This window comes from Algoriphagus pacificus (genome assembly GCF_017254845.1).
GTDB classification, from domain to species: domain Bacteria; phylum Bacteroidota; class Bacteroidia; order Cytophagales; family Cyclobacteriaceae; genus Algoriphagus; species Algoriphagus pacificus.
This window is the reverse complement of sequence record NZ_JAFKCU010000003.1, coordinates 836,774-853,765: the sequence shown is the minus strand read 5'-3', so window position 1 is coordinate 853,765 and position 16,992 is coordinate 836,774. Positions and strand designations below refer to the sequence as shown.

Here is a 16,992-nt window from a genome sequence, read left to right as displayed (position 1 = left end):
TTGAAATGAAGTATATCATCGTAGGTCTTGGAAACTTTGGCGCTTCCCTCTCTCAAAAATTGACAGCTCAGGGAAATGAAGTAATAGGTATAGATACCAGAATGGAAAAGGTGGATTTATATAAAGAGAAAATTTCCCATACCATCTGCATGGATGCCACGGATGAGTTTACTGTTTCAGGACTTCCCTTGGAAGATACCGATATTGTGATCGTTGCTATCGGCGAGGATCAAGGAGCAAACATTATGTCGACGGCTATTTTTAAAAACATGGAAGTCAAACGGCTGATCAGTAGGGCGATTAATCCGCTTCACGAAAAAGTCCTGAAAGCAATTGGTGTGGATGAAATAGTCCACCCCGAAGAAGAAACTGCTGAGAGATGGTCAAAAAAGCTCTGCATAAAAAACGTGGTGGATTCATTTGAATTAAATGAACACTTTAGTATAGTTGAGGCCAAGGTGCCTCGTGAATATGTTGGACAAACCATCCGGGAAATTGGTTTTAGGAGCAAATTCAACTTATTGGTTTTGACAATTATGAAGCAACATGAGGTAAAAAGCAGACTTGGATCCAATCAGACTGAATTGAACATCCAAGGATTGGCAACACCCGATCAAAAACTCGAGGTCACAGATATATTGGTATTATATGGATCCAATAAACATCTCAAAGACTTCCTAAAGTTTGAAAAAATGTAAGATGAGTGTCTTTTAAAATTTTCTTCTACTTTTTCGAAAAGGGCCATTTAAAATTTCAATCGTGACTTTTTGTTGAATGGTATTCCTTTTTTGACCTGCTGTTTTGCCTAGCATATGATCTGTCTGGTCAATTGATTTCTAGTTAAATGGGAGATTAAAAAAGGAAAGTCTTGTTTATTTTGATCTTTGGTTGGAGGCTTCTTGTAAGCAGATAAATCTCCATTTTTAGATGGTGTTTTATTTATTGATATCCTCTATTGTTTTGGTGACTTTTCCACGTTTGGACAATGGAATCTTTAAGGATAGGCAAGCTTTATCCAACTTCTTGCTTAGTTTTAGGCTGTCAACTGATGAATCAAAATAAAACTTTTCGATCTTGAAGTTAAATCATGGATTTTATCTGAAGTCCAATAAAGAACAGGTTTGGATACAGGTAAAAATAGGAATTGTTTCTATTCTGCTACTTCTTTTGGTTTTTCTGATTTGCTGGAAAACCAGTTTTTTTCTGCCCTTGATTATTTGCATCCCGATAACCATATCTATCATTGCTCCATTTTTTGATGTGCCAGCTCTAAAAAGAACTGGCGATTTGGTCTATTATTCTCCTTTATTTTTAGCCGAAAAAACAAAGAAGGGCAAAATGATCATCCATGGGGGAACTTTGTTTGATTATGTCTTTGTGATTGATAGAAAAATGAATGGAAGAAAGAGAATGAATTTTATCCTGCAGCAGTATCTTGAAGGGTTGGATCATATGATCAATCACCTTGAAAAGGAGGAAATAGAAAAGCTAACCATTCGTGGTTCCAGTTATATCATGAATGAGAGGACTGCCCAAAAATTAGGATTTCAGGTCGTTCAGACCGATTTTTTACAAAAATGCATTTTAGTTTATAATTACTTCAATCTTTTGTTTTCCTATTCTCTGGCTAAAGGAAAATGGACATGGCCTAAATTGGGTGACACCAAAACCTTTGAGGCAAAACTGGATGAATTAATCGAAAGAAGGGTTTATATTAATACTTTGGTGAAGAAAATAAAGAATAGAAACGTGGTCTAGAATTCTCTGAACCCTTTATTCAGTTAAGATTTGATCAATTTTTTTCCAATAGTTCAGCTTTGCTTTCTATAAAAAATCAGGTCTTTTTTGTCTATTTTTTGAAAGCAAGTAGAGAAAAAGGGTTTAAATGATACTAGAAGAAATCAGGGTTCTGAGAAGGTTGACTGAAGATTCCACCATTTATCTTTTTAATGTTATTGAAAAATCCTATCCTTAGTTAGAAAGAAGACAAGCTTAGTTATTTTTCTTTTAATGTTGTAATAGGTCTTTCCAGAATGGGGATCATTTCGGATCTGACTTCTGCGAATAATTTCCGGATACGGCAAGTTTCCTCGTCATTACATTCGGCACAGGATTCATAAAACCGTTCTGATGTACAAGGAGTCAACGCAATGGGACCATCCACGATTCTCATAATTTTGGCCACTGTGATTTCAGATGGATCTTTTGCCAAAGTATAGCCACCCTCTGCACCTCTTACACTTTTTACCAACTGATGGGTTTTCAGATCACGTAAAATATTTTCCAAAAATTTATAGGGGATATTTTCATGGGATGCGATAAGTTTTGCAGAGATGGGTTTGTCTTCTACATGATCTTGCAGGTAGAGAATAGTTTTGATAGCGTACTTGGCGCGTTTTGAAAGCATTTGAAAGATTTTATAATCTGAAATTACAAAAATCCATCAAATGAACAGACTTGTTTAGGCAAGTGTCAAATACATGGTTCGGATACTTAAGAAAATTATCAGGAGACCGACCATCACCATCAGGTATTTAGGTTTGATCAGCTTACAAATATAAGCTGCAAAGGGTGCTGCGATAATTCCTCCTATAATCAATCCTAAAACTGGAGCTAAGCTAAGTTCTTTCACAAAGAACAAAAATGTACTGGCACTGGCTAGTGATACAAAGAATTCTACAAAATTACCTGTCCCTATAGCATAGCGTGGGATTTTTCCCTTACTGAGTAGTGTGCTGTTGACAATGGGACCCCAGCCTCCTCCGCCTATTGCATCTGCAAAACCTCCTGAAGAGGCAAGCAGGGGCAGACTTCTACTGTTTGGATCAAATTGTGGTTTTCTCTTCTTAAACACCTTACTTAAAATCACAAATCCCATCACAAAAAGGTATACTGCTATCAAAGGTTTTACCAAATCCCCGTCAATATTTGAAAGTAAAAAAGCGCCAGCTATCGAACCCAGTACGCCTGGAATCAAAAGTTTCTTAGCCAGTTTCCAATCCACATTTCCCATTTTCCAGTGTGAAATCCCTGAGGCTAGGCTGGTAAAGACCTGGGCAAAATGGACCCAGGCAGATGCCGAAGCAGGAGGGATGCCGATACCAAGCAAGATCGAATTACAACTCACACCATAGGCCATTCCCAGGGCACCATCAATGCTTTGTGCCAAGAAACCTACTAATACAAACCATAAGAATAACTCCACATCCAGATCCCAACTTGTGATCGCTTCAGTAAAAGTTTGGGTTACCACCAGGACAAAGATCATTAGTGAAAAACCAAAAAACATGGCCCAGAAAGGCTCACTTTTTAATCTGATTAATATTTTCTCCATGCCATGATGCTTATCTGAAATTCTTTCGATTCAAAATTAATGGATAAAAATCTATTTCCTACCAAAATAATAGGAATAATAGGAATTAAATAAATTCTTGTTTTCATTTGTATCATTCTATTCATACCAAATTAATATGATATAAAATGAAAACAGCTCTTACAAACCTAGCCCTATTGTTTTTTACCGTTGCTTCAGTCTATTCCCAACAACTTGAAATCAAGGGAAAAATCATAGACAGTGATACTGAAGAAGCCCTTGTGGGAATTGCCATATTGGTAAAAGGAACCCAACAGGGAACCTCAAGCGATTTAGATGGAAAATTCTCCTTAAGATCCAACCGAAATGTGCCACTAACCTTAGTTATATACGGATTGGGATATTTGCTGAAGGAGTTTGAAATCACTGAAGTCAGCCAGGAAATTCATGTGAAGCTAAGGCCATCGATTCTGAACACTGATGAAGTAGTTGTAACGGCTTCAAGGGTGGAAGAGTCTGTGATGAAATCCCCAATTTCCATTGAGAAGCTTACCATTCGGGATTTACGGGAATCACCCACTCCCTCACTTTTCGATGCAATAGAATCAGTGAAGGGAGTGCAGATGACAACACTGAGCATGGGATTTAAGGTGCCAAATACCCGTGGATTTGCCAATACTACCAATGCAAGATTCCTTTCCATGGTGGATGGTGCTGATACACAGGCTCCGGGTCTAGGAGTTTCCATAGCAAATACTGTTGGGCCAACAGAACTTGATGTTGAAAGTATTGAGATCATTCCTGGAGCGTCTTCGGCCTTATACGGGCTGAATGCATTGAACGGCACCTCCAATATGATTACGAAATCTCCTTTTCTATATACTGGTTTTAGTTTTTATGGACAAATTGGTGTGAACCATATCAACAGTAGTGCTTTTGGTCCCCGGCTTTTCAATCAGTCTGCAGTGCGCTACGCTCAAAAAATAAATGAGAAATGGGCATTTAAAGTAAATCTGGGATGGATGAAGGGTACAGATTGGATGGCAAATAGCAGCCAGGAGCTCAATCCCAATGCAAATGCCTCTACTGGACTTTACGGAGCAGATAATCCAGGATCTGATCCTTTAAACTCCTATGGCAATGAAAATTCAAACCGAAGAACTTTAACTCTTGCGGATGGCAAACGATATGAAGTTCGTAGGACAGGGTATTATGAACAGGATCTGGTGAATAATGATTATGGAGTGGGCAATTTGAAGGCTGACGTCGCTTTACACTATAAGCCAACTGAGAAAACCGAAGCAGCCTATGTGTACAGAATAGGCACCACTGATGCGATCTATCAAAGAGGTAACAGAATCAGGCTTGACAATTATCGAATTCAACAGCACAAGCTTTCGCTGAAAGGGGACAATTACTTCCTTCAGGGCTATCTGACTCAGGAGCATACCTTGGATTCTTATAATCTTCGTCCTATAGGTGAAAATATGGATCGCGCATTCAAATCGGACGCGGAATGGTATTCAGATTATTCCAATTCTTATAATACATCCTTTTCCAATGGTTTAGATGCTGCTTCAGCTCATTTAGCTGCTAGAAATGCGGCAGATTTAGGGCGGTTCGTTCCAGGAACTAGTTCTTTTGACAAGAAGCTAGATGAGCTGGCTCATATCAATAATTGGGATACAGGTGCACAATTGGTCATGGAGCACAGCTTTTATCACTTCGAAGGACAGTATGATTTTAAAAATCTTATCAAAACAGTGGATATTTTGGTTGGGGCTGATTTCCGTGATTTTAATATTCACCCTGAAGGCAACAGTTTTACCAATCCTATTGGGGAGGATCCTTTTGCAACCTTGCACTATAAAAAAATTGGCGGTTTTGCTCAGGTAAGTAAGCGTTTCGCACAAGATAAACTCAAAATATTAGGCTCTGGCAGAATTGACAAAACACAATATTTTGATGCAAAATTTAATCCTAGATTGGCAGCTGTTTTTTCTCCGAGTGAAACTCATCATATCCGTGCCTCAATCCAGAATGGCTTTAGATTTCCGACACTTTTTGAAGGATTTAGTACAGTTAACAATGGCGGGGTAATCCGTTATGGGGGAATCGAACTGATGTCCAAGGATCAGCAGCTGTTTGAAAATTCCTATCTGAGAAGTTCTGTGGATAAATTTCAGGAGGCTAATACTGCGGATGTCAACAGTGGTGTAGACTCAAGGGAGGCTGTTGTTAAGAATTCCGGCTTGCTAGTACGAAATGATTACACTTACCTAAAACCGGAGGAAATCCAAGCAATTGATTTAGGCTATAAAGCGAGTCTGCTTGGAAATAGACTCTTTTTTGACATGGATATGTATTTCAATCAATACAGGAATTTTATAGACCAAATAGAGATAGCAGTGCCTAAAATAGGTACGATTGGGAATGTTGAAGGAGAAGTAGATCCAACTTGGTTTGAAATGGATAACAATGCTACGCAAACCAGGTATCGAATGTGGACCAACTCAAAAAGTACCTATCAAAATTTCGGGTTTTCAGTGGGAAGTTCATACAATTTCTTTAAGAAAATGGTGTTTTCCGGAAACTACAGCCATGCCGAACTTAGTAAATTGGATAATAGAGACAGTGGTTTGGAAACGCCCTTTAATACACCTACACACATTCTAAATCTTAACCTGACAGATCGGGAATTGACCAAAAGAATCGGATATAGTATTGCCTGGAGATGGCAAAGCGCCTTTGAGTGGAAAGCTCCATTAGCAAATGGGGAAGTCCCTGCTTACCAAACTCTGGATGCTCAGATCACTTATAAATTACCGGTGATAAAGTCAGTGTTTAAAGTCGGAGGAACAAACTTATTGAATCAGAGATACTCTCAATATACTGGAGGACCAGAAATAGGAGGGTTTTATTATTTGACCATGACCATAGATGGTACATGGAGTGGGAAACAATAGGCTGATTTTCTAGGGGTCTATTTGAAAGTAATTTTATAACCTTTATTGAGTTGCGTAAGAGGAAGCCATGTTGAAATCATGAAAATGCCGATTAAATTGACTCCTATATTTGCCCTTGGAAATTAACTTACTTGAGTTGGTTGGATTTTTTGTTGACAAAATTTTGATAAACAATTGCCCCCTTTTCCTTCATTTGGCAAAACTCCAGCTACCTGACAATTTGGAGAAAAATGGCGAAATTCAAGTGAGAATATAGCAGTTGCCAATAACAGGCATGTCGAAAGGTAAATGAAAGTGTTGACCAATAGTAATCGTGTTACTTGGTTTGGTTAGGTGGACAAAGACGTTTTTAAAACTGCTATTTGCTAAAGCCAGAGCTGTTAGCACAATTAAACAATGTGGAATGAAGAAAATAGGTATAGTAACATATATTTTGCTAATAGGATTGACTTTCATGCAAGCAGGTGCAAGTCTCTTTGCGATTGTTGTTAATATTTCAATACTAATAGAATCTCCGCCAGCATCTCTTATTACTGCCCAAGGTCCTTATGCTTTTAATCCAGATATATTTTGGGAGAAATTTCCATCTTTAGTTTTGTTAACTCTGGTACTAACTTTAATATTCAACTGGAAAAGTTCATTAAGAAAGTGGGTTCTTAGTGGAGGTTTAGTATGGATATTATCTGGAGTGGTAGGCTTTGTTTTGTTAAGCCCTACACAGACAGAATTTTTATCAACCGAATTTTCAAATGCAATTGACTTAGAGCTAAAGGAATTAGGTAAATCTTGGAGGAATTTTAGTTTACTCTTTATGGTACTTTCAGCTTCTAGTGGGTTTATTTACCTTACCGGAGTATTTAAACATTACAAAGAACTTTAAAAAACCTGCAACACAATGAAGGTAGGTATCGCAGGGGAATGGCTATCTCCAAGGTTTTTTCTCCTAAGACATCTCCTCTTTTGATGGATCGGAAAATGCTTCGAAACTTCCATAGGCCAAATTCAAGCCATTTATTTTCAATAATATGAATGATTGGATTAAGAAGTTACTAAATGGAAAACTTTATCAAATCGCTAAAATACGTCCCTAAGATATGGTCAGCATTATGCTATTTAGCTATCTTGGGCTTTTCCCTACTTCTCTTCTTTGGCAGAAACTTTAAGGGAATAAGAATAGGAGCACTTGTAAATATGATGCCGGGATTTTACTATCACATTTCAAACTTTTCTTTGACTTTAATGATTTTCGCGACAGTTGGATATGTTGGTTTAATGGTAGGTTTAAAATTAAAGCACATAATTTTCATTGGAATCGTTTTTGGAATCGTAAACCTGATTTTTGAATTATTTATTTCAATTCTTAACACGCCAGACAAAACAGACGCTTTTTTTGGAATGATTGGTGTGTTTTTAGGACTTATATTTTTATCAGCTATGAAGAAAAAAGGATTGAAAAAGAATGTGATATAAAATGAAAAAACAACATTATAAATATAATCCAAGCAGCCTATAATTAGGCTAAATTTTATGTTTTAACCGATTTAGTGTATTTAAAAATTAACTCTTTAGACTAAACTGAGATGAAAAATCAAATATTAATTTCAACCCTTCTAGTTATTTCAATCGGTAATTGCTTTAGTCAAAATGAGGATGATAAAAGTTTAAAAAGCAAATATATAGAGGTTAATGGCCTTCAAACCCATTACCTTGATTTTGGTGGAGAAGGGATTCCGGTAATCCTAATTCATTCAGAAGCATGGGATGCCTATACATTTAAAGATTTTGGTCCACTTTTAACACAAAATAATAAGGTTTTGGCGATGACACGGCCTGGATATGGGCAATCGGATGTAGGGGATTATTCGGTGAAATTCCAAGGTGATCATTTAATCGCTTTTGTTGATGCATTGAATATTGAAAAAGCAATATTCATTGGAAATTCATCGGTCACATCTGAACTAACTTACCTTGCAGAAAATTATCCCCAAAGAACTGCCGGTTTAGTTTATTTAAGTGGTCTTGCAGGTTCTTGGGGGATAATGAATTCAGATAAATACAAAGCTGATGAAATGTTTAGTAGAGCAAGTCCAACAGCGAATTCAGAGAAAAATAATAGAAAAGCTATTACGAATGCCAGAAAATCTTATCTGCCAAAACATTTTAAATATGATTCTATTAAAATAAATGTGCCGGCCTTAACTTTTGTCGCTCAAAATGGAAGACAAGGTCATGAGAACGGAGTGACTAGTTTGGTCTTTATTGGATCAGAATTGATGGATGATGTTATAAAGACTTTCCCTCCATCATTATTAAAAACTCATTTAGATCGAATGGCGAATGATTCAATTTACAGACTGGAACAAATTAACAGTATCAGTGATTCTTTGGCAAGAGACTACTTCCTTAATCTCGTAGCAGATAAAAGTTTACAGAGAAAGATCTATGAGTATCATATGGAAAATATATACCCTTCGATTTTTGAAGCACAGAATAAATTTGTCAATGCATTCGGTGATAATCTAAAACTTATAAAACTTGATGTCCCTCAAATAGTAGGATATGAGTATCGCGATGATCCTAAATTGATTATTAAGTATATTAAAGAATTTCTTGATCAACTGAATAAGTAATAATTCTTATCCATTGGTAAACTCACCATAATAAAGTTCTAACGGATTATAGGCTAAATTTCCTAATCCTTCATTCAACTCGCTTTGTTAATTGAGTACATTAACGGAAATTATTAGAACACTTATCGTTTCTAACCCTTACTCAAAATCAATGGCGGTCCTTTGGGAAGTTTTTCCATGAGGAAAAGTAATTGCGGGTATTGTACTGATTTGAACAACTGAAAAATTAAACTTTAAGATAATACTATCCTAACCGACATCAATCCGAAGTTACCTATGCGGAACAAGAAAGTGACTCGGGAATTTTACTCATACCGATTGGGTTTTAAGGAATTTGGGCATGCTGATTTTGAGGGTTATTTGATGATGGAAAAAGACCAAATTCAAATTCATTTCTTTGAATTTAAAGAGTTAGACCCAAATGAAAATTATGGTCAAGTTTATATTCGGACGGACAACATTGAAGAATTTTATAAATCATTATTGGAAAAACAGATTGAAATTCACCCAAATGGAAAATTGGAAATCAAACCTTGGGGACAAAAGGAATTTTCAATTCTTGACCCAGACAAAAATTTATTGACATTTGGACAAAATTTATGAATTGAAAAATAAATAATAACAAAAAGGATTTTTTCATGGAAACTATGGTGCATAGTGCCCTTTGGAATGCTAGGAGACCATACTAAGAACAGTAGCAAAAATGCTAAATTCAGATAGTAATGAGAAATGGATTAATATAGAATAGAAACCACGACCCCAGAATAAGATATAGAGGTGAAACTGCATCAAGGCTTGACAACCTGACTGATGCTGTTTTTGGAATTGCAATCACCTTACTCATTTTTAATTTAACAAATCCGAATTCATTCCAAGACTTATTGACTTTCACAAAAACACTACCAGCATTTCTGATGAGCATTTCTTTCATTATTTTAATTTGGAAGGAGCATTTAAGGTTTTCGGAAATATACAGACTTGAGGATTCACTACTTACCATTCTAAATACGGTATTTATTGCTTTGGTTATTTTTTATGTTTATCCGCTTCGATTTTTGACTTTGTTCCTTACCAACTTCTTTTTTTATACTGAAATAGCAGTAAATATTCCGGGGGACAAAGTTCCTTACCTAATGATTTATTACGGCTTTGTTGCATTTGCGCTCTATTTTGTTTTGTATCTATTCTACCACAGAGCTTTGAGACTAAAAACAGAATTGAACCTCAATTCCTACGAGGAATTCTATACTAAATCAATGAAATCGAGAATGTTAATAATGTTTATGGTGCCGTTGCTATCAATATTGTTGACTTTAGTTATCAATGAATTTTCTTTTATTTGGGCGTCAGTAGTAGGGGGAATGACCTATTTCCTTTACACACCTTTCATTTTTTTATGGTATAGCAGATTCAATAATAAATCAAAAGAGTTTGAGGATGAATGAGACATCCTAACCCTCACCTTATAAGACCCATTATTTGCAGAAGATTCTATCAAACTCGGAATCATTTATTCATTAAATTCTAGCCTGCTTATAATCACCCTTTCCCAATACTGCCAAAGAGCTCCGATACAAAGGCATGACCCAAACGCTCATTTATGATGCATATCTTGCCATTTATCACAGGAGTTTCGCCTAAGCAAGTTCAAAGTCAAATCGAGGGAAAAACTAAAACACAAGAGCCAGAGGATTCATTTTTAGCATAAGGCCGGAGATCAAATGTTTATTGTTTAGTTCTGCTAGCCTCTTTACCTCAGGGATCTTGATAAAGGCGAGTATATCCCAGTATTGCTCTATTTCAACATGTTGAAAGGAAGTTTTTTCATAAAAAATATATTTTTTTAGTTCTGTATTTGCAGAACTAACAGAACTTTCTCTATATTTGTGTCGTTATAAACCCAAAACTGTAAATCCAAGCGATGGTATTAACTGAAAAACATAAGGAATTAATTGAGCGAATCGGAGTTTTCCATGAGCACAAGGGAATGCAACCTTTGGTTGGAAGAATAATCGGTCTGCTCTTGGTTCATGACGAAGGTGAAGTTTCATTTGATGAAATAGTTGAGCAATTAGGAGTAAGTAAAAGTGCGGTAAGTAATGCGCTGACTTTTCTTCAGGCAAAGGGAAGATGTGTTTATTCTACCAGACCTGGTGACCGAAAAAGATATTTTGCTTTAAAAGTGAGTGATTGGAAAGAGGATTTTACCAAAGAGCTTGAAAACATTGCTGAGATCCAAAAATTTATAGATGAAGTATTGGAAGTTAGAACTGATAAAACCCCTGAATTCAATTGTAGAATGAGAGATTTTTCAAACTTCCTTGATTTCTTTAAAAAGGAGATACCTGCCTTATTTGAACGGTTTAAAAAACAACAGGCTTAAAAAAATTTATTCTTATAGTTCACTAAAAACAGAACCAACTTTATTATTATAAATCAACTATTATTTAATACCATGTTCAGAAAATATTTTACATATCTGATGTTTCTGGTAAGTCCTTTAGGAGCCTTTGGTCAAGGGGATTTAAATACAGAAAAGGTCGCATACCCAGATACGCTGACACTGAGGCAGAGCATCGAGATCGGTCTTGAAAACAACCGGAACTTGAAAAAGGCCATTTTGGATGAGAGCAAAGCCAAGTACAACAGAGATGAAATCAGAGGTGCTGGATTACCGCAGTTTTCTGCTTATGGCCAGTACAACAATTTTATTGATGTGTTTCCTCAAGCTGTACCTGGAGGGATTTTCGGTGGAGATCCAAATGAGATTCAAGTGATTTCTTTGGGAGTGCCACAATCCTTAAAAGCAGGATTTGAATTGAGCCAGTTGATCTACAGCAATTCATATCTGATAGGATTGAAAGCAGCCAAAACAGGGGAGGAGTTTTATAGACTTCTGGCCCAGCAATCTGAAGAAGATGTCATTCATGAGATTTCCATGAATTACCTGGGGGCTATTCAGCTTCATCTTCAAAGAGAAAATCTTCAGGCAAACATCGATCAATTGGAAAGTTTGGAGAAGATCCTTCAATCCCAATACGAAAATGATCTTGCAAGAAAGGTGGATCTAAACAGAGTGAAGGTGAATTTGAGCTCTGTCAAAAGCGAATTGGAAAACCTTGAAATCTCAATTTACCAGAGAGAAGGTTATCTCAAGTTAGTCATGGGCATTCCAGTTGATACGGAGCTGAAATTGGATAAATCTGTGGCTGATATGAGTCAAAGAGTCCAGAATTTTGAGGTGGCAGATTTCAATATTTTCGACAGGAAAGACATTCAGCTTTTAGGTGTTCAGGAGACCTTGTACGAGTACGAATACAAAAACATCAAAGCTCAGCATCAACCTCAGCTCGTGGGTTTTGCAGATTGGAATAAAAATGCATTTGCCCAAGAGTTTGATTTCTTGAGTCAGAATAAAGTTTGGTATCAAGGTTTTCTGATTGGATTAAAACTTCAAATCCCAATTTTTGACGGTTTACAAACCAAATCTAGAGCTGCTCAGTCCAAGGTGAGTGCCCAGCAATTAAACCTTGACAGGATGCAAGCGGAAGATGCCGCTGAGTTGGAGTACAACACGGCTGTCAATAAATACTACAATTCTCTGAGTACACTTTCTTCTCTTAAAGACAATCTGGAGCTTTCCAACGATGTCTTGAGAGATTCTGAACTGCTGTATAAGGAAGGATTGAGTCCTTTAACAGATTTATTAGATGCTGAAACCACCCAAAGAACCGCTCAGGCAAACTACAATAATCAAATCATTCAGGTGAGAATAGCCCAATTGGAGATTTTGAATTCCACTGGAAAAATAACCAACCTATTAAACTAGACGAAACAGGGACAACAATGAAAAAGGCAATTATTATTTTCTTTCTTTTTATGGCAGTAGGGGCAGTTGCCTACACGCTGTATAACAATAAAACTGAAATGAATGAGGCGGCAAACTTGGCGATGAAGTCCAGTGAGTTTATCTCAATTTCGACTGAAAAAGTGGCCAAGAAAACCGTGAACAGGGATTTTGAGGCAAATGGGGTATTCGAAGCACATCAGGAATTAAAACTGATGTCAGAAACATCCGGATCTATTGTAAAAATCCTGAAGAAGAAAGGTAGCTACGTGAAACGTGGAGACTTGATCGTGCAGGTGGATGATCGATTGATCCGGGCTGACTATGAAATCGCAAAATTGAACAGAGACCAGGCTGAGAAAGATTTGCAGCGCTATGCAAATTTGGCAGCAACGGATGCAATTACAAAAAAGCAATACGAGGAAAATGAAAAGGGTTTCAAAATCGCAGATGCACAGTTTAATGCATTGAAAAAACGATTGGCAGATACGCAGATCACTGCTCCGATTTCAGGATTTATCAATGAAGACTATTACGAGCTGGGAACTTTGGTTTCTCCTGGGATGCCGATCGCTGATATCATCAATAAAAACCCCTTGAAACTGGCTGTAAGAGTAAGCGAAAGTGAGATAGCCAAGGTGAAAAATGGGGATATTCTTCCGGTCGCGGTCAATGCTATCAATGGTCAGGAGTTTTCCGGAAAAGTGGATTTTATTTCTGACAAAGCAGATGATTCATTCAAATATGAGGTGATTTTGGAAATGACCGGAAAAGATGCTGATGTGATCAAACCAGGTATGTTTGGAACTGCAAAATTTGAATTTGCACAAAATGAGGAAGTGCTTCAAATCAGTAGAAAATCCATTGTGGGAAGTTTGAAAGACCCAGGTGTCTACTTAATTGAAAACGGAGTGGCAGTGTATCAACCAGTGACCATCAATACCTTGGATGAAGGCACTGTCGAAGTAATCGAAGGTTTGACCGAAGGTCAGGAAGTAATTTCCTCCGGTTTGATCAATATCAAAGAAGGAACAAAAGTAAAAGTTCAGTAAGATGCAGATTACCAAAATATCCATACAAAGGTCGACCATGGTCGTCGTTCTTTTCACTGTTTTGACCTTGCTTGGGATATTCTCCTATTCGCAATTGTCTTATGAGCTTTTGCCGAAAATGGAAACCAATGTAGTCACCATATCCACGGTGTATCCGGGAGCAGCACCATCTGAGGTAGAAACCTCAGTGACCAAAAAAATAGAGGATGCCGTCGCTTCGCTGGAAGGAATTAAATCAATGAATTCCATTTCTCAGGAAAGTATCTCCATCATCACGATAGAAATAGAAGCAGGTCAGGATGTAGACCTTTCCCTTCAAGACGCCCAAAGAAAAATCAATGCGATTTTAGGTGATTTACCGGAAGATGCCGATCCGCCTAGTCTTGGGAAATTCGATTTGGATGATTTACCGATCATGCAAATGGCGGTGTATTCCAATCTGAATCCTTCTGAGTTTTATGATTTGATCAAGAATAAAATCCAACCTTCCATCGCTAAAATCGGTGGTGTAGCTCAGGTAAATATGCTGGGAGGTACAGAGCGTGAGATCAAAGTCAATCTGGATAGAAACAAGTTGGAAGCGTATGGCATCTCGCCAATCACTATTGCACAGACGATCAATGCAAGTAATCTTGATTTTCCTACTGGTAGATTAAAGAATGAGAGCAGTCAGATTTTGATTCGTTTGGCCGGGAAGTTTTCTTCCGTAGAGCAGATCGAAAACCTGATCATTGCCTATCGTGACGATCAGTCTCCCATTCAATTGAAAGAAGTGGCTGAGGTAATGGACGATTACAAAGATGAAGAGATTCTGACCCGTCTGAATGGTAAAGCTGCGATTGGTTTGACAATACAAAAACAATCCGATGCCAATGCGGTGGAGGTTTCTGAATTGATCGAGCATGAATTGAGCATTTTGGAAGATATCTATGGAGCGGAAGGTCTTTCTTTTGAGATTTCCCAAAACACCTCTGAATTTACTTTAGAGGCAGCGAACGATGTGATTAAAGATCTTGGAATTGCCATTTTATTGGTGGCTTTGATCATGTTACTGTTTCTTCATAGCATCAGAAATGCCATCATTGTGATGATTGCGGTGCCAGCATCTATCGTGGCTACTTTCACGGTAATGTATCTGGCAGGATTTACTTTGAATTTGATGAGCTTACTCGCCTTGTCTTTGGTCGTAGGTATCCTTGTCGATGATGCCATTGTGGTAATTGAAAACATTTATCGTCACTTGGAGATGGGTAAATCCATTGCTCAGGCTTCTTATGATGGTATTCGAGAAATAGGATCAACAGTTGTTTCTATCACCCTAGTTATTATTGTTGTGTTTGTACCGTTGGCAATGACCGGTGGTCTGATCGCGGGGATTCTTACCCAATTCAGTATCACGGTCGCCACGGCTACATTGATTTCGTTGTTGGTAGCATTTACCTTGATTCCGCTCTTGACTTCCCGCTTTTCTAAGCTGGAGCATTTGGATAAGAATTCCTTTTTTGGAAAAATTGTCTATGGTTTCGAAAGTGCATTGGATGGCTTTGTGGATTGGTTGGTGGATATTTTGAGATGGGGTTTTGCACATAAATTCGCACTGCTCGGTTTGACTTTCGTCTTGTTTATTTCCTCTTTCTTCTTGGTAATCAAAGGGTTTATAGGAAGTGAATTTGTCAGCGAAGGAGATCGAGGAGAATTTATTCTGAGATTGGAATTGCCAAAAGATGCCACATTGGAGCAGACTAACTTCAAGACTCGTGAAGTAGAGGACTATTTGAGAACACTTCCAGAGGTGACTGAAGTGTTTACCACAGTTGGGGTTTCCAGTGGGCAGTTTACAGGTTCCCAATCTTCTCCTTATACATCTGAGATTTCGGTGAAATTGGTAGATGCCAAACATAGAAGCCTTTCAGGTCCTGACTATGCACGACAAGTGGAAAATACCTTGGAAGAAACCATTACAGGAGCGGAATACACTGCTGTCCCGATTTCCATCATGGGTACTGCGAATGATGCTCCGATCCAAGTGATTGTTTCTGGGCCTGACAAGGACAGTATTCGCGTGACTTCAGAAAAGATTATGTCCATCTTGGCAAATTTAAGAGGGACGAGGAAAATAGAAAGTTCTTTGGAAGCTGGTAACCCAGAAATCAAGATCGAGGTGGATCGGGATAAAATGAATGAGTTGAACTTATCCATGGACATGGTCGGAGGAGCCCTTCAGGTAGCATTTAATGGAAATGATGATTCCAAATACACGGATGGTGACTACGAATATGACATCATGGTGAAGCTGAATGAATTTGACAGAAAATCCATTTCGGATGTAGAGAATCTAGCGTTTTTGAACAGAAAAGGACAACAGGTAAAGCTTTCTCAATTTGCTACCGTCACTCAATCAGAAGGTCCTACCAAGCTGGAGAGAAGAGACCGGGTTTCCTCTGTAAAAATCACTTCCCAAGTTGCAGGCGTTCCTTCAGGAACCGTCGGAGCAGAGTTAACTGCTGCAATAGATCAAATGACATTACCTCAGCAAGTTCAGATCAATTATGATGGAGATATGAAAAACCAGAGTGAAGGGTTTGGAAGTTTGGGATTGGCCCTTTTGGCATCGATTATTTTGATTTATCTGATCATGGTCGCATTGTATGATTCCTATATCTATCCCTTGGTGGTTATGTTCTCCTTGCCAATGGCTTTGATTGGATCCTTGCTTGCTTTGGCACTTACCAAAGGAACACTGAGTATTTTCAGTATCATGGGATTGATCATGTTGATGGGGTTGGTAGCAAAGAATGCGATACTCTTGGTGGATTTCACCAATCAATTGAAAGAGGCTGGAGTTGAGGTCAAAGCGGCATTGGAAAAAGCTGTGAAGATCCGATTCAGACCGATTTTGATGACCACTTTGGCAATGGTGATCGGGATGCTTCCAATTGCTTTGGCAGGTGGAGCAGGAGCAGAGTGGAAAAACGGTCTGGCCTGGGTAATTATCGGGGGATTGATGTCATCCATGTTCCTGACTTTGATCGTCGTACCTGTGATTTATTACTTGTTTGACCGATTTATGGCAAGAATCGGTAAGGGCGAGAAGACGCATATCGCATTGGAAGACACCAATGTTGAGGAGTTTGAATCTGAGGCTGCAGCATACGTTTAATAGAATATTTGTCAAATGGGTATT

The 16,992-nt window shown here is 37.9% G+C and carries 14 protein-coding genes; 12 read left to right on the top strand and 2 right to left on the bottom strand.

From position 1 onward, the window contains the following. The first annotated feature begins 5 nt into the window (after positions 1-5). Entirely contained in the window at positions 6-698 is a 693-nt protein-coding gene (locus tag J0A69_RS16130) for a potassium channel family protein (protein WP_206587624.1), read from the top strand. Positions 699-1,074: 376 nt separating this feature from the next. Continuing rightward, entirely contained in the window at positions 1,075-1,758 is a 684-nt protein-coding gene (locus J0A69_RS16125) for a hypothetical protein (protein ID WP_206587623.1), read from the top strand. A gap of 238 nt (positions 1,759-1,996) precedes the next feature. Here J0A69_RS16125 and J0A69_RS16120 read toward each other — a convergent pair whose 3' ends face one another. After that, positions 1,997-2,407: an RrF2 family transcriptional regulator gene (locus J0A69_RS16120; RefSeq protein WP_206587622.1), complete on the bottom strand. Its 411-nt coding sequence runs from the start codon at positions 2,405-2,407 to the stop codon at positions 1,997-1,999. A 54-nt stretch (positions 2,408-2,461) separates the two neighbouring features. Further along, positions 2,462-3,334 carry a sulfite exporter TauE/SafE family protein gene (locus tag J0A69_RS16115; protein WP_206587621.1) on the bottom strand — a complete coding sequence of 291 codons (873 nt, stop codon included), beginning with the start codon at positions 3,332-3,334 and terminating at the stop codon, positions 2,462-2,464. A gap of 146 nt (positions 3,335-3,480) precedes the next feature. Here J0A69_RS16115 and J0A69_RS16110 point away from each other — a divergent pair, with 146 nt between their 5' ends. The 10 genes from J0A69_RS16110 (at position 3,481) to J0A69_RS16065 (ending at position 16,968) form a co-directional block, all read left to right on the top strand. Continuing rightward, the gene (locus J0A69_RS16110) at positions 3,481-6,279 is read left to right on the top strand and encodes a TonB-dependent receptor (RefSeq protein WP_206587620.1); all 2,799 of its coding nucleotides are present in this window, start codon (positions 3,481-3,483) and stop codon (positions 6,277-6,279) included. Between the two features lie 403 nt (positions 6,280-6,682). Beyond that, positions 6,683-7,159, top strand: a complete 477-nt coding sequence (locus J0A69_RS16105) for a hypothetical protein (RefSeq protein ID WP_206587619.1) — start codon at positions 6,683-6,685, stop codon at positions 7,157-7,159. Between the two features lie 173 nt (positions 7,160-7,332). Further along, a complete protein-coding gene (locus J0A69_RS16100) occupies positions 7,333-7,749 on the top strand; it encodes a hypothetical protein (protein WP_206587618.1) in 417 nt (138 codons plus the stop codon). Positions 7,750-7,859: 110 nt separating this feature from the next. Continuing rightward, the gene (locus tag J0A69_RS16095; RefSeq protein ID WP_206587617.1) at positions 7,860-8,909 is read left to right on the top strand and encodes an alpha/beta fold hydrolase; all 1,050 of its coding nucleotides are present in this window, start codon (positions 7,860-7,862) and stop codon (positions 8,907-8,909) included. Between the two features lie 276 nt (positions 8,910-9,185). Then, positions 9,186-9,512, top strand: coding sequence for a bleomycin resistance protein (locus J0A69_RS16090; RefSeq protein ID WP_236032922.1), 327 nt, complete (start codon positions 9,186-9,188; stop codon positions 9,510-9,512). 161 nt (positions 9,513-9,673) lie between these two features. Then, positions 9,674-10,354 (top strand): TMEM175 family protein, encoded by a 681-nt coding sequence (locus J0A69_RS16085; RefSeq protein WP_317194879.1) that lies wholly within the window; start codon positions 9,674-9,676, stop codon positions 10,352-10,354. A gap of 476 nt (positions 10,355-10,830) precedes the next feature. Next, entirely contained in the window at positions 10,831-11,292 is a 462-nt protein-coding gene (locus tag J0A69_RS16080; protein ID WP_206587616.1) for a GbsR/MarR family transcriptional regulator, read from the top strand. 72 nt (positions 11,293-11,364) lie between these two features. Then, the gene (locus J0A69_RS16075) at positions 11,365-12,738 is read left to right on the top strand and encodes a TolC family protein (protein ID WP_236032921.1); all 1,374 of its coding nucleotides are present in this window, start codon (positions 11,365-11,367) and stop codon (positions 12,736-12,738) included. Positions 12,739-12,755: 17 nt separating this feature from the next. Beyond that, on the top strand, positions 12,756-13,808 hold the full coding sequence (locus tag J0A69_RS16070; RefSeq protein WP_206587615.1) for an efflux RND transporter periplasmic adaptor subunit: 1,053 nt from the start codon (positions 12,756-12,758) through the stop codon (positions 13,806-13,808). Position 13,809: 1 nt separating this feature from the next. After that, positions 13,810-16,968: an efflux RND transporter permease subunit gene (locus tag J0A69_RS16065; RefSeq protein ID WP_206587614.1), complete on the top strand. Its 3,159-nt coding sequence runs from the start codon at positions 13,810-13,812 to the stop codon at positions 16,966-16,968. The last annotated feature ends 24 nt before the right edge of the window (positions 16,969-16,992 follow it).